Origin of the sequence: Pseudomonas sp. RGM 3321, assembly GCF_022836805.1 — a bacterium.
Taxonomy (GTDB): domain Bacteria; phylum Pseudomonadota; class Gammaproteobacteria; order Pseudomonadales; family Pseudomonadaceae; genus Aquipseudomonas.
The window spans coordinates 21,516-43,850 of sequence record NZ_JALHBH010000085.1; the positions used below are offsets into that span (position 1 = coordinate 21,516).

The 22,335-nt window shown below is 60.1% G+C and carries 18 protein-coding genes; 4 read left to right on the forward strand and 14 right to left on the reverse strand.

The genetic code is table 11. The features are described 5' to 3' along the window. Window positions 1–2: 2 nt before the first annotated feature. The 3 genes from tssC to RGM3321_RS02885 all read right to left on the reverse strand — a co-directional run bounded on the left by tssC (window position 3) and on the right by RGM3321_RS02885 (window position 2,872). Entirely contained in the window at window positions 3–1,505 is a 1,503-nt protein-coding gene (gene tssC / locus RGM3321_RS02875; protein ID WP_244391498.1) for a type VI secretion system contractile sheath large subunit, read from the reverse strand. A 14-nt stretch (window positions 1,506–1,519) separates the two neighbouring features. Next, window positions 1,520–2,053: a type VI secretion system contractile sheath small subunit gene (gene tssB, locus RGM3321_RS02880; protein WP_005734097.1), complete on the reverse strand. Its 534-nt coding sequence runs from the start codon at window positions 2,051–2,053 to the stop codon at window positions 1,520–1,522. Between the two features lie 69 nt (window positions 2,054–2,122). Then, entirely contained in the window at window positions 2,123–2,872 is a 750-nt protein-coding gene (locus RGM3321_RS02885) for a hypothetical protein (protein ID WP_002551426.1), read from the reverse strand. Between the two features lie 697 nt (window positions 2,873–3,569). Between RGM3321_RS02885 and RGM3321_RS02890 the strand changes: the two genes are divergently transcribed. Then, entirely contained in the window at window positions 3,570–5,741 is a 2,172-nt protein-coding gene (locus RGM3321_RS02890; RefSeq protein ID WP_244391500.1) for a M48 family metallopeptidase, read from the forward strand. Between the two features lie 631 nt (window positions 5,742–6,372). On the opposite strand, the gene RGM3321_RS02895 is transcribed toward RGM3321_RS02890, so the two are convergent. Then, complete coding sequence (locus tag RGM3321_RS02895) at window positions 6,373–7,194, reverse strand: hypothetical protein (RefSeq protein ID WP_244391502.1); 822 nt, start codon at window positions 7,192–7,194, stop codon at window positions 6,373–6,375. 175 nt (window positions 7,195–7,369) lie between these two features. Between RGM3321_RS02895 and RGM3321_RS02900 the strand changes: the two genes are divergently transcribed. Beyond that, window positions 7,370–9,298, forward strand: coding sequence for a RecQ family ATP-dependent DNA helicase (locus tag RGM3321_RS02900; protein WP_244391504.1), 1,929 nt, complete (start codon window positions 7,370–7,372; stop codon window positions 9,296–9,298). Between the two features lie 66 nt (window positions 9,299–9,364). Here the strand turns inward: RGM3321_RS02900 and RGM3321_RS02905 are convergent, their stop codons facing one another. The 5 genes from RGM3321_RS02905 to yrfG form a co-directional block, all read right to left on the reverse strand. Continuing rightward, a complete protein-coding gene (locus RGM3321_RS02905) occupies window positions 9,365–9,826 on the reverse strand; it encodes a glycine zipper domain-containing protein (protein WP_002551428.1) in 462 nt (153 codons plus the stop codon). A gap of 209 nt (window positions 9,827–10,035) precedes the next feature. Continuing rightward, window positions 10,036–12,372: an FdhF/YdeP family oxidoreductase gene (locus tag RGM3321_RS02910; RefSeq protein ID WP_244391506.1), complete on the reverse strand. Its 2,337-nt coding sequence runs from the start codon at window positions 12,370–12,372 to the stop codon at window positions 10,036–10,038. Then, window positions 12,369–13,205, reverse strand: coding sequence for a formate dehydrogenase accessory sulfurtransferase FdhD (gene fdhD / locus RGM3321_RS02915; RefSeq protein ID WP_244391507.1), 837 nt, complete (start codon window positions 13,203–13,205; stop codon window positions 12,369–12,371). The genes RGM3321_RS02910 and fdhD overlap by 4 nt, the downstream gene beginning before the upstream one ends. Before the next feature lie 103 nt (window positions 13,206–13,308). Next, the gene (locus RGM3321_RS02920) at window positions 13,309–14,190 is read right to left on the reverse strand and encodes a LysR family transcriptional regulator (protein WP_244391509.1); all 882 of its coding nucleotides are present in this window, start codon (window positions 14,188–14,190) and stop codon (window positions 13,309–13,311) included. Window positions 14,191–14,231: 41 nt separating this feature from the next. Next, window positions 14,232–14,909 (reverse strand): GMP/IMP nucleotidase, encoded by a 678-nt coding sequence (gene yrfG / locus RGM3321_RS02925; RefSeq protein ID WP_244391511.1) that lies wholly within the window; start codon window positions 14,907–14,909, stop codon window positions 14,232–14,234. Window positions 14,910–15,005: 96 nt separating this feature from the next. On the opposite strand from yrfG, the gene nudE reads away from it, so the two are divergent. After that, on the forward strand, window positions 15,006–15,572 hold the full coding sequence (nudE, locus tag RGM3321_RS02930) for an ADP compounds hydrolase NudE (protein ID WP_058400028.1): 567 nt from the start codon (window positions 15,006–15,008) through the stop codon (window positions 15,570–15,572). Next, window positions 15,569–16,411 (forward strand): 3'(2'),5'-bisphosphate nucleotidase CysQ, encoded by an 843-nt coding sequence (gene cysQ / locus RGM3321_RS02935; protein ID WP_244391513.1) that lies wholly within the window; start codon window positions 15,569–15,571, stop codon window positions 16,409–16,411. The genes nudE and cysQ overlap by 4 nt, the downstream gene beginning before the upstream one ends. 360 nt (window positions 16,412–16,771) lie before the next feature. Here cysQ and RGM3321_RS02940 read toward each other — a convergent pair whose 3' ends face one another. The 5 genes from RGM3321_RS02940 to rfbB all read right to left on the reverse strand — a co-directional run bounded on the left by RGM3321_RS02940 (window position 16,772) and on the right by rfbB (window position 22,303). Continuing rightward, window positions 16,772–17,245 (reverse strand): YiiD C-terminal domain-containing protein, encoded by a 474-nt coding sequence (locus RGM3321_RS02940; RefSeq protein WP_244391515.1) that lies wholly within the window; start codon window positions 17,243–17,245, stop codon window positions 16,772–16,774. Further along, entirely contained in the window at window positions 17,232–18,617 is a 1,386-nt protein-coding gene (locus tag RGM3321_RS02945; RefSeq protein ID WP_244391517.1) for a sigma-54 dependent transcriptional regulator, read from the reverse strand. The genes RGM3321_RS02940 and RGM3321_RS02945 overlap by 14 nt, the downstream gene beginning before the upstream one ends. Further along, entirely contained in the window at window positions 18,614–20,431 is a 1,818-nt protein-coding gene (locus RGM3321_RS02950; protein WP_044299850.1) for an ATP-binding protein, read from the reverse strand. The genes RGM3321_RS02945 and RGM3321_RS02950 overlap by 4 nt, the downstream gene beginning before the upstream one ends. Window positions 20,432–20,595: 164 nt before the next feature. Continuing rightward, entirely contained in the window at window positions 20,596–21,141 is a 546-nt protein-coding gene (gene rfbC / locus RGM3321_RS02955) for a dTDP-4-dehydrorhamnose 3,5-epimerase (protein WP_244391519.1), read from the reverse strand. A 79-nt stretch (window positions 21,142–21,220) separates the two neighbouring features. Beyond that, entirely contained in the window at window positions 21,221–22,303 is a 1,083-nt protein-coding gene (gene rfbB, locus RGM3321_RS02960) for a dTDP-glucose 4,6-dehydratase (protein ID WP_244391521.1), read from the reverse strand. Between the last annotated feature and the right edge of the window lie 32 nt (window positions 22,304–22,335).

Here is a 22,335-nt window from a genome sequence, read left to right on the forward strand (position 1 = left end):
GGTCAGCTGCGCGTCGACTGAGGCAGCTCTGCCACGAGGCGTAGGGATGCTGTCAGTTCATCCAGCTGATAGTGCGGGCGCAGGAAAGCAACCGCTTTATAAGCGCCTGGTTTACCTGGCACTTCAACAACCTCTACGCTTGCCTCACGAAGGGGAAACTTGGCTTTCGCTTCCTGGCTCGCGGTGTCATCAAGCAGGACGTAGTCGGACAGCCATTCGTTGAGGAACGACTCGACATCCTTGCGCGATGCAAAACTGCCGATCTTGTCGCGCATGATCGCTTTCATGTAGTGAGCGATACGCGAGGTCGCGAAGATGTATTGCAGTTGCGCCGACAGACGCGCGTTGGCGTTGGCAATGTCGGTGTTGTACTGCTTCTGCTTCTGGGTCGACTGAGTGCCGAAGAATGCGGCGTAGTCGGTGCCTTTGCAGTGCACCAGCGGAATGAACCCCAGGTCCGACAGCTCTTTTTCGCGACGGTCGGTGATGGCAATTTCAGTCGGGCATTTCAGCGCGATTTCGCCGTCATCGGTCTTGAAGGTGTGCGTCGGCAAGCCTTCGACCAGACCACCGCCTTCCACACCACGGATCGCCACGCACCAGCCGTAACGCGAGAACGCATCGGTCACGCGGGTGCCCAGCGCGTAGGCAGCGTTCATCCACAGGTATTTGTTGTGGTCACGGCCATCGACGCTTTCGACGAAGTTGAATTCTTCGACAGGCGTGGTATCCGGGCCATACGGCAGACGACCCAGCACGTGCGGCAGAGTCAGGCCGACGTAGCGGGAGTCTTCAGAGGCGCGGAACGACTTCCACTTGGCGTATTCGACGGTGTCGAAGATCTTCGCCAGGTCGCGAGGGCCGGCCATGTCGGTGAACGAGTCCCAGCCGAACAGCTCAGCCGATGCAGCCGAAATGAACGGCGCGTGGGCGGCGGCTGCCACGTGGGAGATCTCTTCCAACAGGTATATGTCTTCCGGGCTGCGGTTGAACTCGTAGTCACCCAGCAGCATGCCGAACGGCGCGCCACCGAAGGTGCCGTACTCTTCTTCGTAGATCTTCTTGAACAGTGCGCTCTGGTCGAATTCGGACGACGCCTTGAGGTCACGCACGAGGTCTTTTTTCGACGCGTTGAGCAGGTGAATCTTCAGCGTGGTGCTGGTCTCGGTCTGGTCAACCTGATATTTCAGGCCGCGCCAGGACGCTTCCAGTTGCTGGAACTCACGGGCGTGCATGATTTCGTTCATTTGCTCGGAGAGCATCGAATCGATCTCGGCGATGCGCGCGTCGAGCACGGCAATCAGGTCCTTGCTCGGCGTCATCTCGCCTTCAAGTACCTGGGCCACCAGTTCGCCGATCAGATCGCGGGTACGGGTGCGCTCGGTTTCGGAGCGTGCAACGCGGCTTTCGGAAATGATGCTGTCGAGCAAGGAAGATTGCGGGGCGAAGTTTTCAACTTCAACCAGAGCGCTGTCCTGCTGAGTCACGGGTTGCTTATCGGTCATCGTCAGGCTCCTTCTTACTCTTTGCTGTCGGTGGCGGGAACGGCGGCTTCACGGCCGAATTCCTTGCCCAGGGTTTTCAGCTTTTCAGTGTTCTGCAACACGTCCATCAGCAGTTCTTCAAGCTTGTCGTTGCCACCCATCTTGTTACGCAGGTCAGCCAGCTTGTTGCGCACTTCCAGCAGCTTGCGCAGCGGTTCGACCTGACGCACGACGTTCTGCGGCTCGAAGTCTTCCAGCGCATTGAAGTTCAGCTCGACACCGAGTTGGGTGCCGTCTTTTGCCAGGGTGTTGTCGACGCGATACGCCAGACGCGGCTTGATGCCTTTCAGGACGCCGTTGAAATTGTCGCGGTCGATGAAGATGAACTTGCGATCCTTGAGCTTGGGCAGCGGCTCCAGCGGGTTGCCGGAGAAATCGCCCATAACGCCCACAACGAATGGCAGCTCTTTCTTTTCCTGAGCATCGCCAATCTCCACGTCGTAAGTGATGTGGACCCGAGGCGCGCGAACGCGGTCAAGTTTGTGCTGGGTACTTTCCTTCTTCGCCATCGTCATCTCCTGTGCGAGCAACTCGCTGCAAGTCGTTTGCGTACCGGGCCTGTGGCGGGCCGGGCGCGATTAGAGTCCTTCAATCGTCAGCAGCAGACGCTGACGGATTTCATCGTTCATTTCCAGAATGTTTTCGTGTCCGACCAATTCTTCGAAGCTGGTATTGCCAGCAATCTGCGTGCTGTTGCGAATGACCGATTCATCCGGCAGCTCTGAGCGCACCGGCGAACTGATCACGCAGAACGGCAGGTCGCCGAAGTCTTTCAATCGCTCGAAACTGACCGGGAAGCGCAGCCCTTCGAATAGGCGGCTCATTCCCGGCGACTTGCTCAGGCAGTAGAACAGCACCAGATAATGCACTACATAGCGGTACAGCTCGGCGCTGCTGCGATTGGGGTCTTTGATGACCTTGCGAAACTGCGCCAGATCGAACGAGTTGAAGCCCACCACCCAACGCACCGGACTGGTGATGCGAATGGTCTGCCCGCTTTGTGACAACACCATGTCGTATTCGAGCGGGAACAGCTCGGGTGTCGTGCTGATCAGGTTCAGGGGCACTTCCAGTTCATTGACCAGCTTGAACGGCTCTGCCGAAGCAATGCGGTCATAGAGCTCCTTGAGCTCCTTGAAATGGTGCTGAGTCTCGCGGCCGCTGCTGCGCTGCGCGCCCTGCAGGTATTCACCGAAGAATGTCTGCGGGCGTATCAGCAACGCGAGGGTCGACAGGTAGTCGGACGCCTGCACCTTGAGCGCGTCGGAAATAGCGCGCGTCTGCTTGCGCAGCTTGATCAATGCTTCTATATCGAACGTCTGAGTCATCGGTACATCGTCCTTGAACCCTTCACGACCGTTTCCCGGATCAGACCGGGGACGGGGAAAAGTTGCGAATTTCTCGACTGCACACCTGCTCATGAAGTGGTTTTGCCATGTGTGTCACTGCGAGACACACCGCCACAATGAGGGAGGAGTTCGTGCTGGCATATAGATGTCGTCTAGCCAGTAGTGTGGTCTATGGCACTATTTTTAGTAGGAAAGTTCCTACAGACGGTGGATATTTTCTCGGTTTCGTTACAGTAAGCAATGATGCCCATGAGCCATCATTGTATTGAATTACAACATTAATATATCTGTAAGCGTTGATTTCAAAGGGCTTTAGGGAGAATTTGGATCCGATCAAAGGGGTAAATTAAGCTTAGAAAGATGAACTTATTTGCGGGTTTCCCGAGCTCTGAAGAGGGTAAATGCACGGACTCGCCTTATAGGCGGTTTTTTTCTCGATGGGGAATGATGGCACTGCTAGCTCTCAGGCGGACGAATCCAGGTGGGCCGACGCAGGTCAGGCAGGCAGCTTTGTTACATCATTTTGCAAATCAGGGTATAACGCCGCCAGTCCCCTGACGCTTTTAACCAGACACGGCAGGGCGCATGCACGCAGATGCCAGAGGCGTTTTACCTGACGGACCTTTGTGCGCGCTAAGGACAGCCAGCGGCGACGCACCTCTATGAGCCTTGCCTCATGAAAATCTACAAGCTCATTGCTGTACTCATCCTTCTGCCTCTGGGCCTGAACCTCATCGGTATCTGGCAGTTGCAGCGCAGTGTCGAAAACACTGAGCGCCTGACCGAGATCCAGGCCGATCTTGCGCACGCCCGTCCCTATTTCGAAAGGCTCGCCAGGTCGCCCGACGCCCTCACGCGAACGATGGATATGGACGGAGAAAACATCACCCTCAAGGAGGCTCTGTTCCGTCTCCATGAGGCAGAACAGGGCCTCGACTTCGTAGTGGTGCTGGGTAATGTGACCACTTGGCTGGCCCGCGCCGTCATCGCGCTGTGCCTGCTGGCGGCTCTGGTCGGTGGCATCGGGCTGGCAGGGCTCAACTGGGCCGGCGCGCGCGCACGTCAATCCCGCGAGCGATTGCTGCACACCTTCAGCAGGGTCAGTCGAATACTGCCCTTCGTTCTGGTGGGGCACATCGTCGCCATGGGCGCGGCGGTGTCTGCAATCCTCTGTTTCGAAGCGCTGGGCCTGTGGCATGTGGGGCGCATGTCCGCAGGCGAACTCAAGTTGATCATCGTCGTGCTGATGCTGGTCGCTGCGTGCCTGTATTCGATCTGGCGGATGGGTAGGCAGCTGGGCGTCATGCTGCACATGTTCCAGCCCACCGCGGTGCAGGTTCTGGGGCAGCAGGTCACGCCTGAAGAAGCACCGGTGCTCTGGGCCTATGTTCACGATCTGGCCGAACGGCTCGGCGCGTTGTCACCTGATCACATCGTGCTGGGCATGACCGGAGGCTTCTACGTCACCTCGAGCGACGTTTCCCTTCTGCCGTCCGACGCTGTGCTAAAGGGGCGAACTCTGCATGTGCCGATCCTGTACCTCGGGCTGATCGATGCCGCAGAAACCAGTACGGTGATTGGTCACGAGCTGTCGCATTTTGCCGGTGAAGACACCGAGTACAGCCTGCGCTTTCTGCCGATTTATGATGGCATCGGCCGCAGCCTTGGAGTGATCGCTGAAAACATGATGTTCAGCGGGTGGCTGCAGCGCACCCTTCTGCGTCCGGCGTTCATGCTGGGCGTGTATTTCATGGAAAGCTTCGATCACGCGGTCAACCACTGGAGCCGCGTGCGCGAGCTGGCCGCCGATGCAGCGGGGGCAAGTCTGGCGGGCAACGCGTCGGCTGCCTCGGCACTGGTGCGCATCTCGGCTATTGATCCGCTTTTGCAGGAGCGGATCTACACGCACATCACGCGGGCCACTAACCCACGGCGCGGAGAAATGTTCACCAAGGATTTGCCGAACAGCGTGCTGCACGAGCTGGCCAACAAGACATTCACCCTGCCTGACGAAGAAATGGCCGTCCAGCTGCCGCATCCCTCGGATACGCATCCTTCAAACGGCGAACGTATCGCCGCACTGCAGGTTGCTGCCGATGAGGCGATCCGCAGCGGCACCCGGCCGGTAGTGGCGGTCCAGGCCCGCGCCGCGATGGACCATTACTTCATCAATCCCCAGGCACTGCGCACTCGTCTTACCAAGGACTTCATCGAGCATCATGTGGCAAATGATGTTGAGGTGGTCACCGAGCTGCGTGCCTGCGCGCGCACGGTAAGCGGTGATGTTGTTCTGCATGAAGGCGCTCGCCTGCGGGGGCTGTTGCTAACACTATTCCTCGCCCCTCTGCTGGGGCTGGGTATTTATCTGATAGCCGAAGCGCTGTCATTTCCCCAGGGGCTGACCGAAAAGCGCAACTCTATGCTGATAGCGGGCGGCATCTTGACGGCGTTCATGCTGATGCTGCTGCCATTTGCGCTGCGCATGTGTCTGCGTGCCGACAAGACCGCTCTGCTGCTCACGCCCGAGCACTTTGTCTTCGCCAACCTGAAGTCCCCCGTCCCGATCCAGCACATCGCTGATTTTGAGCTGAATGTCGCCTACGGCACGTTTCTGACCCTGCATTTGCAAGACGATGCGCCCTTACCCGAGCGAGTCTCACGTTCGTTCTCTGCACCGAACGCAAAAGTGTTCAGGAAAAAACGCCGGGTACTCCTGGCGCTGGCGAGGTTCAGCCGGGACGGCAAAAAGCTCAAGCCAGACGAGCTTGGTCAGTTGATTTCGGACTACGTCAACGCGGGTACTGCGCGACACTTGCTGCAGCAGCGCTTCGAGCAGGGCAAGCGCTAAGCAGTCGACCATGAGCGGGAAAACATAAGGGCGCGGGGCTTTTCTGCAGGCAACAAAAAACCCGCCGAAGCGGGTTTTTCCAAGACCACCCCGACTTCCTGTCGGACGCCTCCCAGGCGATGGTCGATCATCCTTGATCCTGGTGAACTCCCTGTTCACCACTTGATGGATCCAATCTTATGCGCCGCGTGCAGGTTCGGAAATAGCCAAGTTCCCCCGCCGCGTGTAAGCCTTTCGCTATACCTCACGTGTTAATGCTCGAACAGCGAGGTGAGGGGCAGGGATTCTGGCGTCAGGAAAGATTTTGCATCTGCAGGTTTGCCGACAGCAAAAATCGCAGGCAATAAAAAACCCGCCGAAGCGGGTTTGTACCAAGACCATTCCAACTCCCTGTCGGCTGCCTTCCCGGCGATGGTCGATCGTCCCTGATCCTGGCGAACTCCTTGTTCGCCAGTTGTTGGATCCAATATTACGGCGCTGACAGCAGGTGAAAAATAGCCAACCTTCCCTATTGCGTGTAAGCCTTTGGCTATACATGTGTAAGGTTCTGTATGTGGATGGCCGTGAACGCACGCATCAAAAAAACGGTTTTAGCGGCGAAACTGTTGGTCCAGGGGGGGGCAATGTGTTGCTAAGGCGAGAAAGTCGCCGCTGCCTCACAATAACGCTGCTCGGCATTTTTACTGTCCTCGTCGCGATTTCGGGCAGCACGTTTGGTCCACTCCCGACATTCCTCCTTGAAGTTGACCTGCGCAGCCTTGCGACACTCGCGTCGTTCGAATGAGCGAACGGCGAAGTTTTCGCAGACGCTGTCGCCGTCGATGCTGTTGCCGTAAACCCGCCACTGCGCCCGATAGCGGTTTCTGCCGTCCCATTCACGGATGGAGGCCGTCGCAACGCTGTAGGGCCGGGCTGAGCGAGAGGGGTTGTGTGCAGCGTTGGCCTTGAAGTCGGCCATGTAGTCTGCGGACACCATGCCTTTCGCCGGTTCTGCCTGAGCGGGACGAGGGACCTGGCCAAAGCGACAGTTCAACACGCTCTCATCAATGACATTGCCGCTTTTCATGCAGTTATCCAGCGGCTGCACGGCGGTGGGCTGCTCCCTGGTTGCGGCGACAGGTAAAAGGTCTGGTGCCTTGGTCGACGGCGCCGGCGCGGGGTTTGCCACCGTTGTCGGTTGGCTGTCGATCATGGTGATCTCTGGTTCAGGTGCAGGTCGCTCGACAGGTGGTGCCAGTGCCACCTTTGGGCTTCGTGCATGAGACACAACCAACCCGGCCAGGCAACCCGCAACGATAAGGCCTGCCAGCCATAGCCAGTAGGGCCGCGACTTGCCCGGTCGAGCGCTGAGTTTGCGGCTTGGATGCGCACCCAGAACGACATCGACCTGGCCCGGCACAAGGCGCTGAATGCGGATGATCCCGTCGTCTTCGGGTTCTTGTGTGGAATCCATTCCTGCTCCAGATCCAGCGGTATCAGGGTGAGCGCCGCGCCCGCTGACGCAGCAGGCATGAAATTTCAACGTTATCGGCCACGCGCCGTGTTTCTGTAACGCTTTGGTGGTGTATGCATTTGGCCTGTCGCGCTAAGGTTGGGACCGTTTTGTTTGACTGATGGAAGAACCGCGAATGCACCAGCGTCTTGAGCAGGTTTTTGGTTACACGCAGTTCCGGCCAGGCCAGGAGGCAGCGATCAGTGCCGTGCTGGCTGGGCGCTCGGCTGCGGCGATTTTCCCGACGGGCTCAGGCAAGTCGCTATGTTACCAATTGCCTGCGTTACTGCTGCCCAATCTAACGCTGGTGGTCTCGCCGTTGCTGGCGCTGATCCAGGATCAGCTTGCCTTTTTGCACCGCCACGGCATTGCGGCGGCAAGCATTGATTCGGCGCAAAGCCGCGATGATGTCGCCGACGTCATGGCACGCGCACGTTCCGGAGAGCTGAAGATCCTGATGATCTCCGTCGAGCGCCTCAAGAACGAGCGTTTCCGCACCTTCATCGCCCAGGTGCCGATTTCCTTGCTGGTGGTCGACGAGGCGCACTGTATTTCGGAGTGGGGGCATAACTTTCGGCCTGATTATCTGAAGCTGCCGGACTACCAGCGCGAATTCAATATCCCTCAGGCACTGCTGCTGACGGCGACCGCGACACCGCAGGTCATTACCGACATGCAGGACAAATTCGCCATTGCCCCGGAGGATGTCATCACCACCGGCTTCTATCGCGCCAACCTGCACCTGTGGGTCAAGCCGGTCAGCGGGCGTGACAAAAGGCGGCTGCTGGTCGAGTGGCTCAATGAGCGGCGCGGGCAACCGACAATCGTTTACGTGACGCTGCAAAAGACCGCTGAATACGTCGCCGCGCACCTTGAACAGAATGGTCTGCCCACCAGTGCTTACCATGCCGGGCTGCCTAATGATCAGCGCGAGTCGATTCAGAAGCGTTTCATGGGCGGCAGCCTGAACTGCATCGTGGCGACCATTGCGTTCGGAATGGGTATCGACAAAAGCGACATCCGTAATGTGGTGCATTTCGACCTGCCCAAATCCATCGAGAACTACAGCCAGGAAATCGGCCGGGCAGGGCGCGATGGTGGCGCCTCGGATTGTCTGGTGCTGGCCAACCGCGACAGCCTCAATGTGCTGGAAAACTTTGTGTATGGCGACACGCCGGAGCGCGAAGGTATCGCCCGTGTACTGGCGGATCTGCTCGATGCACGCCATGACGGGCAGTGGGAGTTTCTGCTCGGGCCGCTGGCCGATCTCAGCAATATCCGTCAGCTACCGTTGAAGACCCTGCTGGTGCAGCTGGAACTGCGCGCAATCATCGCACCGCGTTACGCTTACTTCGCTGAATACCGCTTCAAGTTTCTGCTTCAGCCGCACGATCTGATGGCGCGTTTCGAGGGTGAGCGGCGCGAATTCGTTCAGGCGTTGATCGATACGTCCAGCCGGGCGCGGACCTGGGCCACGGTCAACTTCGACGCGATGTACCAGCAATACGGTGCCGAGCGTGGCCGGGTGGTCAAGGCGCTGGATTATTTTCAGGAAAAGGGCTGGATCGAGCTCGAAAGCAAACAGATGACCGATGTCTACAGCGTGTTGCGTAGCGACTTTGACCCGCAGGCTCTGAGCGTCGAACTGCATGATTATTTCGCCCACCACGAGGCCACTGAAGTTGCGCGCATTCATGCAATGCTTGAGGTGTTCTCCAGTGATCAGTGCTTGACTCATCGATTGGCGTGCTACTTCGGTGATCACAATGCGCCCGAGCAATGCGGCCATTGCTCGGTCTGCCACGGTCAGATCGCTCATCTTCCAGAGCCTCCCGCGTTGGAGCCTCTGGAGAACCGGGATTTTCAGCAGGTGTGCGGTGATTTTATCCACAAGCACCAGGGCTACACCGGCCAGCCACCCAGCGCCGAATGCCTGACGCGCTTTCTGTGCGGCATCAGCGTGCCTTTGTTCACCAAACTCAAGGCTCGCGCCACCGGCGGTTTTGCCTTGCTGGAGGATTATCCGTATGCGCAGGTGAGGGCGTGGGTGCAGGCGATGCTCTAAAACAAAACCGGCCGCTCAAGAGCGGCCGGTTTTGATTCATCAGTAAATCAGTAAATAGCGGCTGTATCAGTCACGATGACGACGATGGCCGTGGTGCTTCGGGCGACGGTCATGATCGCGATAGTAGCGGCGATCATCACGGCCACCGCGATAACGACGATCATCGCTGCGGCTTTCGTTGCCCATGTAGTTGCCAAGTGCGGCACCACCGCCGCCGCCCACCGCCGAGCCGATCAGGCTGCCAGTGCTGCCGCCAACGCTGCGGCCTACAACGTTACCGCCTGCTGCGCCCAGACCGCCGCCAATGGCTGCTTCTGTACGGTTGCGACGGTCTGCACCGACCGCACCGCCGGCTGCGCCACCCAGGCCAGCGCCAATCGCTGAACCGGTGCTGCCGCCGAGCTGTTGACCGACGACCGAGCCTAGTACCCCACCCAATGCTCCGCCTGCGCCTGATTCGAGGTTGCCTGCAGAGGCTGCACCGCTGATCAAGGCAAGAGACAACAACAGTATCGAGGAATACTTCATGTATGGAATCTCATAGGGATGACGGCGCGATCTTGGTGTCAAGTGAAGAATGTAGCAATGCAATTCCGACGAGTAACACGATTGCCACACAAACTGCTAAGTTATTGTTTTGGTTAAGGAACTTAAGTCGGAAAAGAGAGTCTGAAGTTACTTGTGAAAGGCCCGTTTCCAGCGAAACGGGCCTTTTTTGTGGGCGTCTTTTAAGGACGTCAGATGATGCGGGCGGACTCTGCCGATCGCTCAAGACGGATGGCCACGAACTTCGACGTCGGCGTGCTGCTGCCGTCGCCGACGCTTTCCAGCGGCACCAGCGGGTTCACCTCTGGATAGTAGGCCGCAGCCTGACCGGCCGGAATGTCGAACGCCAGCAAGGTGAACCCTTTTACGCGGCGCTCGCGGTTGTCGCTCCAGATTGAGATTACGTCAGCTTTCTGACCCGGCTGAAAGCCCAGGCGAATGATGTCGGCTTCGTTGGCGAACAGCACATCACGCTGGCCTTTGACGCCGCGATAACGGTCGTCCAGGCCATAGATAGTGGTGTTGTACTGATCGTGCGAGCGCATCGATTGCATGATCAGATCCGGAATCTGCCCGGTCGAGCTGATGTCTTCATGGATCAGGCTCAGCGGCAGTGCGTTGGATTTGAAGTTGGCGCGCGTCGAGGCGGTGTTCCAGCGGCGGGCACCGGCGGCGTTGCCCAGATAGAAACCACCGGGGTGTTTAACGCGCTCGTTGAAGTCCTTGAAACCGGGGATGGTGTCGGCGATCAGGTCGCGAATGCGGTCGTAGTCTTCGACTAGCCACAACCAGTCCACAGGCGCCTTGCCCAGCGTTGCGTTGGCGATACCGGCAATGATTGCTGGTTCGGAACGCATTTGCTTCGAGGAAGGCTGCAACTGGCCGTTGGACGCGTGCACCATGCTGAACGAATCCTCCACGGTCACCGCTTGTGGGCCGTTGGCCTGGATATCGATGTCGGTACGGCCAAAGCACGGCAAAATCAACGCGTCCTTGCCGTGGAACAGGTGGCTGCGGTTCAGTTTGGTGCTGATCTGTACCGTCAAGTCGCAGTTGCTGAGGGCTTCTGCAGTGCGATGGCTGTCCGGCGTCGCCTGAGCGAAGTTGCCGCCCAGCGCGATGAACACCTTGGCGCGCCCTTCGGCCATGGCGTGAATGGCTTCGACCACGTTGTGGCCATTGTCGCGTGGCACTTTGAACTGGAAGCGTTTTTCCAGTGCATCGAGCAGGAACACCGGCGGACGCTCATTGATGCCCATGGTGCGGTCGCCCTGCACGTTACTGTGACCGCGCACCGGGCACAGGCCCGCGCCCGGGCGGCCAATGTTGCCGCGCAGCAGCATCAGGTTGGCGATTTCTTGAATGGTCGCGACCGAATGGCGATGCTGGGTGATGCCCATGGCCCAGCACATGATGACGTTCTTGCCCTTGGCGTACATGCGTGCCGACTGTTCGATGTCAGTCAACGGCAGGCCGGATTGCTCGACAATCTCGTCCCAGGACGTGTCATCGATGGCGGCCAGGTATTCAAGCACGCCTTCGGTGTGTTCGTTGAGGAACGCGTGATCAAAAACCGACGGCTCATTCGCCAGTTGTGCATCACGCTCCCATTGCAGCAGGAACTTGGCCATGCCGCGCAACAGCGCCATGTCGCCGCCCAGCGCAGGACGGAAATAGGCTGTGTTGGTCGGGCGGTCACCGTTGGTGAGCATTTCGACCGGGTGCTGGGGGTGCTGGAAACGTTCCAGACCGCGCTCTTTCAACGGGTTGACGCAAACTACCTGAGCGCCGCGCTGTACCGCTTCACGGAGGGGTTCCAGCATGCGCGGGTGGTTGGTGCCGGGGTTCTGACCGAGGACGAAGATGGCGTCGGCGTGTTCGAAATCCTCGAACGTCACGGTGCCCTTGCCCACGCCGACGCTTTGCGACAGCGCTACACCACTGGCTTCGTGGCACATGTTCGAACAGTCCGGGAAGTTGTTGGTGCCATAGGCGCGCACGAACAACTGATACAGGTACGCCGCTTCGTTGCTGGCGCGGCCGGAGGTATAGAACTCGGCCATGTTCGGGCTGGGCAGATTGTTCAGGTGCTTGGCGATCAGCGCGAACGCGTTGTCCCAACTGATCGGCTTGTAACGGTCGGTTTCTGCATCGTAGGCCAGAGGCTCGGTCAGGCGGCCCTGATACTCAAGCCAGTAGTCGCTCTGCTCCAGCAATGCACTGACGCTGTAGCGGGCGAAGAAGGCCGGGTCGACACGGCGTTTGGTGGCTTCCCAGTTAACCGCCTTGGCGCCGTTCTCGCAGAACTTGACCATGCCGCTTTCCGGCGAATCGCCCCACGCGCAGCCAGGGCAGTCGAAGCCGCCGTTCTGGTTGGTCTTGAGCATCATGCGCAGGTTTTTCAGCGCGTTGTCACTGCCCAGCCAGGCCTGTGTCACGCTGATCAGTGCGCCCCAGCCGCCTGCCGCACCTTTGTATGGCTTGTAGCGGGGGGTAGGTGTCTTGTCGGCTTGATGATGAGTGCTCACGCTTGAATCTCCATCGCAGGGCTATAGACCCGCGGCGCACTGTGCTGCGGCAGGTGAATTAAATTGAGGTTGTGACGGCGGGCCCATTGCAGGGCCAGGCCGGTGGGCGAAGACAGGCTGACCAGGGTCTGGATGCCTGCGCGCAAAACTTTCTGAATCAGTTCCAGACTGCAGCGGCTGGTCACGATGGCGACGCCACCGGTCATGCTGATGTCCTGGCGGATCAGCGCGCCGATCAGCTTGTCCAGCGCGTTGTGGCGGCCGATGTCTTCGCGGCCCAGCAACAACTTGCCGTTGCCGTCCATGAACACCGCGGCATGCACTGCGCCACAATGGCGGCCAAGCGGCTGGAACTCACCGATGCGTTGGCGCAGGCCTTCCAGCCACTCAATCGGCGGCAAGGGTGCGCCGGGCAACACGTTCAGCGCGGGCAGTGCCTGCTCGACCGCTTCAACGCCACACAGCCCGCAACCGCTGGTGCCGGCCAGTTGCCGACGCTGTTGCTTGAGTTCCCAGAAGGCACGGCTGGCGATTTCGACTTCGGCCTGCATCGCCGAGCCGCAACCGCTGAGCTTGAAGTCGTAGATTTCATCGCGCGAAGCAATGATGCCGCTGCCCAGGCTGAAGCCGACGATAAAGTCTTCCAGGTCGGTCGGGCTGACCAGCATGACCGCCTGGCTGATGCCGTTATAGGCAATGGCCAGCGCTACTTCTTCAGCCAGCGCATTGCGCGCAGAGTCATGCCCCTCAAGGTTCGAGTAGCTGTAAAACTGACTTGCTTCGGGGACCGGCGCAGGAGAGGGCGCCGAGCTGACCTTGCGCGTGACGTGCATGGGCTGAAATACCGGCAGATTGACATCTATAAGATTAGGCGTCTTCCCGGGTATCGTCTAATCGCTAATGCTGATGTGCCGATAGATGACGTCGATCAGCACGTCAGCGAGGGATTTCCGCAACCAGCGCAAAGCAGGCCTCAGCCAGCGCCGAGCGTGGCGCGCTGCGGCGCATGATCAGCCCCAGCCGGGCCAGCGTACGGGCGTCGGCGATCGGGTGCAGTCTCAAATGTTCGGTGAGCGTTTCCAGACCGCCATCCAGTGGCATGATCGCGCAGCAAAAACCGCCATGTACGGCCTGCAGCAACTGATGAACGGCATCGGTCTGGATCAGCGGATTGGGCTGAAGGCCACGGCTATGGAAGTTGTGATCGATCGATTGGCGAAAATGCATGCCGCTGGTCAGAGTGCCCAGCGGCAATTCGACCAGATCGGCCCAGCTCAACGGCTCGTCACCAAAGGTAAAGTGCCGACGGTCATACAGCAGCCCCATGCGCGTGTCGTCCAGGGTCAGCGAGTCGAAGCGTTCAGTGTCCAGCCGTTCCAGGTACGAAACGCCCAGATCGATACGATTGCTCGCCAGTTGTTCCAGCACCTGCTCGGAACTCAGTGACGACAGCTCGAAGCGCAGATTGGGGTGCATCTGGTGCAGCCGGTGCAGTAATGGCAGCGGATCGAAGCTCGACAGCGGCACTACACCCAAGCGCAGTGTGCCGACCAGATGCCCCCGGCAGGCAGCCGCTTCAGCCTGCAGGCCGTCGTAGGCCGCCAGTACCGTGCGTGCCCAGGCCAACACGCGTTCGCCTGGCGCAGTAAAGCCTTCAAAACGCTGGCCCCGATTGACCAGAGGCAAACCGAGCTCTTCTTCCAGATTGCGCAGGCGCATCGACAAGGTGGGCTGGGTGATATTGCAACGCGCAGCCGCATGGCCGAAGTGCCTCGTTTCATCCAGGGCAATCAGAAACTTAAGTTGCTTGATGTCCATATTCACTCCGCTGGGCCGTCCAGGCAGCCGATTCTACGCGTTCAGGCTGACGGATGGAGCACGCCCTCGATCAGCACCCGATAATCGTCCACCGCCGCGAACTCTTCGGTGTCTTTCGGGCCTTTCTGGCTGTTTGGCTGGCTGACGGCCAGCAAATGCGCTACACCAAAGTGGCGGGCGCTGCGCAGGATCGGCAAGGTATCATCGATAAACAGGCTGCGTGCCGGGTCAAACGCGGTATCGGCCTTCAAGGCGTCCCAGAAATGCTGGCTCTCTTTGGGGAAGCCATAATCGTGAGAGCTGATCAGGCGCTCGAAATAAGGTGCCAGCTCGATTCGCTCCATCTTCAGCGACAACGAATCGCGGTGCGCGTTGGTGATCATGATCACCCGTTTGCCCGCTTGCTTGATGGCGGCGAGAAAGGTCTCGGCGTCCGGGCGCAGTGCAATCATGTGCGCAATTTCGCGTTTCAGGTCGCGAACCGACAGTTTAAGCTCGCCGCTCCAGAAATCCAGGCAGTACCAATTGAGCGTGCCCGCGTTGTTTTCGAACAGCGGTTTCAACTCCAGCCAGGCCATGGCGAAGCTGATGCCGTGTAGCTCGGCATACCGCTGCGGCAGATGTTGCATCCAGAAGTGTTCGTCGTAATGCAGGTCGAGCAACGTGCCGTCCATATCCAGCAGGACGGTATCGATTTCGCTCCAGGGCATGGAAAGCATTCAGGCCTCGTCAGGGGTTGAGAGCGGGTAAGCATATCCGACACAGACATCGGGAAAAGCTCGGTATAGTACCTCGTTCATGTAAAGGAGCCTGTCATGCGTCAGAAACCTACCGTACTTGCCCGTGCAATTGTCGCCAGTAGTCGTCTGTTCCGCGTTGAAGAGCTGCAACTGCGCTTTGCCAATGGCGTCGAGCGGACCTACGAGCGTCTGGCCAGCCGGGGGACGGGGCCCGGCGCGGTGATGATCGTGGCCATGCTCGATGCCGACCACGCGGTGTTGATCGAAGAATATTGCGGTGGTACCGATGCCTACGAGCTGTCCCTGCCCAAGGGGCTGATCGAGCCCGGCGAAGACGTGCTGGCGGCCGCCAACCGCGAACTCAAGGAAGAAGCCGGTTTCGGTGCCCGGCAACTGGAATTGTTGACTGAGCTTTCGCTGTCCCCCGGTTACATGAGCCAGAAAATTCAGGTGGTCCTCGCCACTGACCTTTATGAAGAGCGGCTGGAAGGCGACGAGCCCGAGCCGATCCGGGTCGACCGGATCAACCTGCGCGAGCTGTCGAGTCTTGCGCAGAATGCCCAGTTCAGCGAAGGCAGGGCGCTTGCGGCGCTGTACCTGACCCGTGACCTGCTAACCCAGCGGGGATTGTTCCTGCCATGACCGAATCGTTGCAAAACCTGCCACATCCGCTGCTCGCCCCGGTGATTGAACTGGTCCGCCAGGCGGGCGAGGTGATCCTGCCGTTCTGGCGAGCCAATGTTACCGTCACCACCAAGACCGACGACTCGCCAGTGACCGCCGCCGACCTGGCAGCCCATCAGGTTTTGGTCGAGGGTTTGCAAGCGCTTGATCCAAGCATTCATGTGCTCTCTGAAGAAGACGCCGACATCCCGTTCAGCGAGCGGGCGATATGGGAGCGCTGGTGGCTGGTCGATCCGCTGGATGGCACCAAGGAGTTCATCTCCGGCAGTGGAGAGTTCACCGTCAACGTCGCGCTGATTGAACACGGCCGTGTGGTGTTCGGTGTGGTATCGATGCCCACCAACAACCGTTGTTACTTCGGCGGTGCAGGGCTGGGTGCCTGGCGCAGCGATGACGTCGACCACATCCAGCCGATTGCCGTACGCACTCAGCCGGGCGAAGGGCAGACCTTTACCGTAGTCGCCAGCCGCCGCCATTCCAGCCCGGAGCAGGAGCACTTGCTGGCTGGCCTGTCGAACGGGCTTGGGCATTTGCAACTGACCAATATCGGCAGTTCATTGAAATTCTGCCTGCTGGCCGAAGGCGCTGCCGATTGCTACCCACGACTGGCCCCGACTTCGCAGTGGGACACCGCTGCGGCGCAAGGCGTGCTTGAAGGCGCTGGCGGCGAAGTGCTGCAACTGGACGGCAAACCGTTCAGCTACCCGGCACGCGAATCGCTGCTCAACCCGTTCTTCCTGGCTTTGCCTGCCAACGCCGAATGGCGCGACAAACTGCTGGTGCTGGCGCAGTCCTGAGGCCGGGCCTCAAGGCCTCTGCACTGCGGGCGTAGGAGCGAACCGGGCGACGCTTCGCTTGCTCGCGAAAGGGCCGGTGCATCCACAGCAAATCCAGTGCTTGACACGACGCCTTCGCGAACAAGTTCGCTCCTACAAAAGCGCTGAGACAGTTTCACCAGTGCAAAAGCGCACGGCGTGTTCTTCGCTTGATACAGGTATGCAGGGTCAGGCGCGTTCTTGTGGGAGCGAGCTTGTTCGCGAAGGCTATGGTTCAGGCGATGAGTTTTTGCGGATTGCACTGGCCTCTTCGCGAGCAAGCGAAGCGTCGTCCGGCTCGCTCGCACAGATCTGCGTCCAGTGCATCCACTGCGCGCAGCCTCACCGGTGCAATACAAACTGCCCGACGAACTTCACGGCCTGTTCTTCGCTGTCCTGCGCGGTAATGCAGGTGTGCAGGGTCAGGCGGGCGCGGCCTCGGCGTTGGTAGGTGGTGATGAACTTGTCCCATAGCGCCAGCTCTGGCGGATCACAGCGGGCGATGGCGTCGGTGCGTACCGGCAGTGGATAACTGATCTGCCCGTCCTGAATCACAATATGCCCATCGCTGATCCCGGCCTCGCGTAGCCGCAGGTGCAGCCAGCCCCAGCCCGCCAGCACTGCGCCGCAATACAGGCTGCCGCCGAACAGCGTGTTCTTGTGATTGACGTTGGGTGCCAGTGGCAGGTGCAGGCGCAGAGTCTGGTTGTACCAGTCAATCACTCGCATGCCCATTTCGCGGGTCAGCGGAATGTCGTGGTGCAGCACCTGTTCCAGCTCGCGGGCTGCGTCATGCTCAGGATCAATCGTTGTCATCGGAAGCTCCGCTGCTGTCGCCAAACGTCAGGCCGTGTTTACGCAGTTTGTCGTGCAGGGTTTTGCGCGGCACACCCAGCGCTTCCGCCAGGCTGCGAACCGAACTGTGCGGCCGAGCCAGCTCGGCGGCGATCAAGGCCCTTTCGAAGCTTTCCACCTGATCACTCAAGCCGCCGCCCGGCGGTGGTGCCTGCTCTGCATCACCGCCTTCCAGCTCCAGCTCAAGACCCAGCGCAAAGCGTTCGGCAGCGTTTTGCAGCTCCCGGACGTTGCCCGGCCAGTTATGCCGCAACAACAGCGCCCGCTGGCCGGGCTTGAGCTCGTGCTTGGGAATGCCGTGGCGCATGCTCGCAGCATCAGCGTAATGTTCGAATAGCATCAGCGCGTCTTCGCCACGTTCGCGCAATGGCGGGATACGCAGCGAGGCCACGTTCAGCCGGTAATACAAGTCCGCCCGGAAGCGGCCCTGATCAGCTGCCTGCCGCAGGTCCTCCTTGGTCGCCGCAATGATGCGGATGTCCAGCGGGATCTGCTGATTGCTGCCCATTCGCTCGACCACGCGCTCCTGCAACAGGCGCAGCAGTTTGACCTGCACGTCCAGGCTCATGCTTTCGATTTCATCGAGGAACAGCGTACCGCCGTTGGCAAACTCAAACTTGCCGATACGCCGCTTCTGCGCGCCGGTAAAGGCCCCGGGCTCGTGACCGAACAGCTCGCTTTCCACCACCGATTCAGCCAGCGCCCCGGCGTTGATCGCCACGAACGGGCCGCTGCGGCGGTTGGACAGGTCGTGCAGCGCACGGGCGACCACTTCTTTGCCTGCGCCGGTTTCGCCGAGGATCAGCACGTCGGCTCGCGTCCCGGCCAGTGCGCCGATCTGTTCGCGCAGACGCAGAATCGGCGGCGATTGCCCGATCAGGCGTGTGCTCAATTGTTGGCGATCACTCAGGGCCAGGCGCAGGCTGCGGTTATCCAGCACCAGACGGCGCAGCGCCAGGGCACGGCGCACGCTGTCGAGCATGGCGTCGCTGGCGAAGGGCTTTTCCAGAAAGTCGTAGGCTCCGGCGCGCATGGCTTTCACCGCCAACGGTACATCGCCATGCCCGGTGATCAGCAGCACTGGCAGGTCGGGGTCCAGCGCGTGAAGCTGGTCGAGCAGTTCCAGGCCATCCATGCCCTGCATGCGAATATCGCTGACCACCACGCCCGGCCAGTCGCGGCCAATGCGTTCGGCCAGCCCGGTTGCCTCGGGCAGCGACAGAACGTTCAGTCCAGCCAGGTCCAGCGTCTGGCGAAGCGCCTGACGCAGGTGCGAGTCGTCGTCGATCAGCACTACCTGAATCTGGCTGTCGATGGCTGTGTCCGAACTCATGCGGAAAGGTCCTCTGGCGGTTGAAGATTGGCCCCTGAAGCACCGGCACGCAGGCGCAGGGTAAGCACAGCGCCGCCGCTCGGATGGTTGGCGAACAGCAATTCGCCGCCCAGCGCGCGCATCAGCGTATCGCAGATCGCCAGACCCAGGCCAAGACCCTGGGTGCGGGTCTTGGTCGTGAAGAAGGGCTCGCGGGCCCGTGCCAGTGCTTCCTGAGAAAACCCGGGGCCGTTGTCACGAATGTACAGATTGACGCCCTCGGCAGTTTGCTCGGCACTTATCCACAGCCTGCGCGGCGGGCCTTTTTCGGTGAGGGCGTCCAGCGCGTTGGCGATCAGATTGCCCAGCACCTGGCGCAGACGGGTTTCACCGGCCTGTACCCACAGCGTTGCGTCCGGCAGGTCTCGGATCAGTTCGACTTCCATGGCGCGCCGCCGCTTGGCCAGCAACGCCAGCGCATCGTCCAGCGCCGGTTGCAGCGCCACGCTTTCAGGGGCGTGCCGGTCACGGCGGGCGAAGGCGCGCAAGTGAGCGATGATCGAGGCCATGCGGCCGGTCAGCTCGCTGATCAGCTTGAGGTTGCCACGCGCGTCTTCGGTGCGCTGATGATCAAGCAGCACTTCGGCGTTTTCGGCGTAACTGCGGATGGCGGCCAAGGGCTGATTCAATTCGTGGCTGATGCTCGCCGACATGGTGCCCAGCGCGGTCAGCTTGCTGGTCTGCACCAGTTCGTCCTGAGCCTGCACCAGTTCCTGCTGCGCCTGTTCGCGCTCCAGCACTTCCTGGCGCAGACGACTGTTGAGCCCTTCCAGATCACTGGTGCGTTCTATAACGCGCATTTCCAGCTCGCGACGTGCCTTGGCCTCAAAGGCGATGCGGTCCAGATAATGGCGGCGACGCTGCATCATCAGACCCAGCAGCAACATCAGCACCAGAAGTGCCGCGCCGCCAATCGCCACCACTGTGCGTACCTGGCGGTCGACAAGGGCGCGAGGCGCGAGAATGTTGACGTTCCAGCCGGTTTCTTCGATGGCCTGGGTCTGGGTCAGCCAGGCATGTTCATCAATCCTCAGGGGCCGTGGATCGCGGGTCGGGTAGGACTGAATCGCGACGATGGCCTTTTTCTCGTCATCGGTCAGGTCGCGGGTCGCTCGAAAGCGCCACTCAGGGTTGGAGGTCAGAATGACCACGCCGTTCTGATCGGTCAGCAGCAGTTGCTCGGGCGTCTTGCCCCACAGGGTTTCGGTGTGGTCCAGGTCGACCTTGATCACCAGCACGCCGATCACCCGATCACCATCGCGCACCGGGCCTGCGAAGAAGTAACCACGCTTGGCCGACGTGGTGCCAAGGCCGAAGAAGCGCCCGGTTCTGCCCGCCAGAGCATCGATGAAATAGGGCCTGAAGGAAAAGTTTCGGCCGATGAAACTGTCCTTCTGTTCCGAGTTCGAGGCGGCCAGGGTCAAGCCGTTGGCGTCCATCAGGTACATGACGTCGGCACCGGTCTGGCGCGTTATCTCGCTGAGCAGACGATTGGCGTTTTTCAGCGTGGTGACATCGCTCGGTGCGGCCAGTGCGCCGCGCAAGGCGGGCAGGTCGCCGAGAATCTGCGGCAGAGTTTCGTAACGGTGCAGAGTGCCGAGCAGGTTGGCGACGTACAGGTCCAGGGTCTGGCGGTTCTGGTTGGCCAGCACGTTGCGGTAATAACGTTCGGCCAGATGCTCCAGCGGCCACAGCAGCGGCGCCAGGCACAGTGCCAGAAGGGCAAGGCTGCGCCAGCGAGGGCGGGGCGGCAGAGCAGCAGAAGTCATGGTCATGGATTGGCCGGCGCCGAAGGGTTGGCGATGCCTGCCGACGACAAGGCCGGTACAGGCAACAGAAACACCCGGTCGATCCTGACGTGGGCATCAGGCGCGTATTATGCCCGCCGCCGACTCGTCAGGCACCCGGACATTGCGCCGGGTTGCCTGTGGTCATGTGTTCAGGGAAACAGATCGGCTTCTTTCAGGCGTTTGCCTTGCTGGTCCTTGGCCGACAGATTGGGCTGGCCGCCGAACTGCCAGTCGATGGCCAGGTCCGGGTCGTTCCAGGCGATGCAACGCTCGGCCGACGGCGTGTAGTAGTCGGTGGTCTTGTAGAGAAACTCGGCATGCTCGCTGAGTACTACGAAGCCATGCGCAAAACCTTCCGGCACCCACAGCTGCCGGGCGTTTTCAGCGGACAGCTCGACGCCGACCCACTGACCGAAGTTCGGCGAACTGCGGCGAATGTCCACGGCCACATCCAGCACCTTGCCGACCGTGACGCGGACCAGTTTGCCCTGGGCATTTTCGATCTGATAGTGCAGCCCGCGCAGGACGCCTTGCTGTGAACGCGAGTGGTTGTCCTGTACGAACTCACGGGTCAGGCCAGTAGCAGCCTGAAAAGCCTTGGCGTTGAAGCTTTCATAGAAGAAGCCTCGTTCATCACCGAATACCTTGGGTTCCAGAATCAGGACTTCCGGCAATTTTGTCGCGACTACGTTCACGTGGCTTCCCCTGCAATCTTAATAAATGGTGTTAGCTCGACAGTCTGCACTCACGCGTGCCTGCCGAAAAGTAGGGCTATCAGGCGATCAGGTCCTTTGGGTCGGTAAAACCCAGTCTTTCGCCCTGATAACTGCCGTCCTGAACCCTGCGGCACCAGTCCAGGTTGTCCAGATACCACTGCACCGTCTTGCGCAGCCCGGACTCAAAGGTTTCTTCGGGCGTCCAGCCCAGGTCGTTGTCGATTTTGCCGGCATCGATGGCGTAACGCTGATCGTGGCCCGGACGGTCGACCACGTAGGTGATCAGGTCGCTGTACTGTGCGACGCCTGCCGGGTGCTGCGGGGCGAGCTCATCAAGCAGCGCGCAGATACCGCGCACAACGTCGATGTTTTTCTGCTCGTTGTGGCCACCGATGTTGTAGGTCTCGCCAACCTCACCTTCGGTCACCACCTTGAGCAGGGCCCGCGCGTGATCCTCGACGTACAGCCAGTCGCGCACCTGCAGGCCATTGCCATATACCGGCAGCGGCTTGCCCGCCAGGGCGTTGAGAATCACCAGCGGAATGAGCTTTTCCGGGAAGTGGAACGGCCCATAGTTGTTGGAGCAGTTGGTCACCACCACCGGCAGGCCATAGGTGCGGTGCCAGGCACGCACCAGGTGGTCGGACGCCGCCTTGCTCGCCGAGTAGGGTGAGCTGGGCGCATACGGCGTGGTTTCGGTGAACAGATCATCGACACCGTGCAGGTCGCCATACACCTCATCAGTGGAAATGTGGTGAAAGCGGAACGCCTGGCGCTGCGTTTCCGGCAGTTTCAGCCACCAGGCACGCGTGGCCTCCAGCAGGCTGTACGTGCCGACAATGTTGGTCTGGATGAACTCGGCCGGACCATCGATGGAGCGGTCGACGTGGGATTCAGCCGCCAGGTGCATGATCGCCTGCGGCGCAAAGCGCTCGAGCACCGCGCTGACGCGGGCCTGATCGCAGATATCCGCCTGCACGAACTCATAGCGCGTGTCGGTCGCAATCGACTGCAGCGATTCAAGGTTGCCCGCGTAGGTCAGTTTGTCGAAGTTCAGCACTTCGTGTTCGGTGTTGTTTATCAGGTGGCGGATCAGTGCAGAACCAATGAAACCTGCGCCCCCGGTAACGAGTATTCGCATTAACTGACCTTCTTGTGTGTTTTGAAGTGATA

Excerpts from the sequence above, each read along its gene's own strand:
- tssC (WP_244391498.1), bottom strand. The coding sequence starts at position 1,505 with ATGACCGATAAGCAACCCGTGACTCAGCAGGACAGCGCTCTGGTTGAA.
- tssB (WP_005734097.1), bottom strand. The coding sequence starts at position 2,053 with ATGGCGAAGAAGGAAAGTACCCAGCACAAACTTGACCGCGTTCGCGCG.
- RGM3321_RS02885 (WP_002551426.1), bottom strand. The coding sequence starts at position 2,872 with ATGACTCAGACGTTCGATATAGAAGCATTGATCAAGCTGCGCAAGCAG.
- RGM3321_RS02890 (WP_244391500.1), top strand. The coding sequence starts at position 3,570 with ATGAAAATCTACAAGCTCATTGCTGTACTCATCCTTCTGCCTCTGGGC.
- RGM3321_RS02895 (WP_244391502.1), bottom strand. The coding sequence starts at position 7,194 with ATGGATTCCACACAAGAACCCGAAGACGACGGGATCATCCGCATTCAG.
- RGM3321_RS02900 (WP_244391504.1), top strand. The coding sequence starts at position 7,370 with ATGCACCAGCGTCTTGAGCAGGTTTTTGGTTACACGCAGTTCCGGCCA.
- RGM3321_RS02905 (WP_002551428.1), bottom strand. The coding sequence starts at position 9,826 with ATGAAGTATTCCTCGATACTGTTGTTGTCTCTTGCCTTGATCAGCGGT.
- fdhD (WP_244391507.1), bottom strand. The coding sequence starts at position 13,205 with ATGCACGTCACGCGCAAGGTCAGCTCGGCGCCCTCTCCTGCGCCGGTC.
- RGM3321_RS02920 (WP_244391509.1), bottom strand. The coding sequence starts at position 14,190 with ATGGACATCAAGCAACTTAAGTTTCTGATTGCCCTGGATGAAACGAGG.
- yrfG (WP_244391511.1), bottom strand. The coding sequence starts at position 14,909 with ATGCTTTCCATGCCCTGGAGCGAAATCGATACCGTCCTGCTGGATATG.
- nudE (WP_058400028.1), top strand. The coding sequence starts at position 15,006 with ATGCGTCAGAAACCTACCGTACTTGCCCGTGCAATTGTCGCCAGTAGT.
- cysQ (WP_244391513.1), top strand. The coding sequence starts at position 15,569 with ATGACCGAATCGTTGCAAAACCTGCCACATCCGCTGCTCGCCCCGGTG.
- RGM3321_RS02940 (WP_244391515.1), bottom strand. The coding sequence starts at position 17,245 with ATGACAACGATTGATCCTGAGCATGACGCAGCCCGCGAGCTGGAACAG.
- RGM3321_RS02945 (WP_244391517.1), bottom strand. The coding sequence starts at position 18,617 with ATGAGTTCGGACACAGCCATCGACAGCCAGATTCAGGTAGTGCTGATC.
- RGM3321_RS02950 (WP_044299850.1), bottom strand. The coding sequence starts at position 20,431 with ATGACCATGACTTCTGCTGCTCTGCCGCCCCGCCCTCGCTGGCGCAGC.
- rfbB (WP_244391521.1), bottom strand. The coding sequence starts at position 22,303 with ATGCGAATACTCGTTACCGGGGGCGCAGGTTTCATTGGTTCTGCACTG.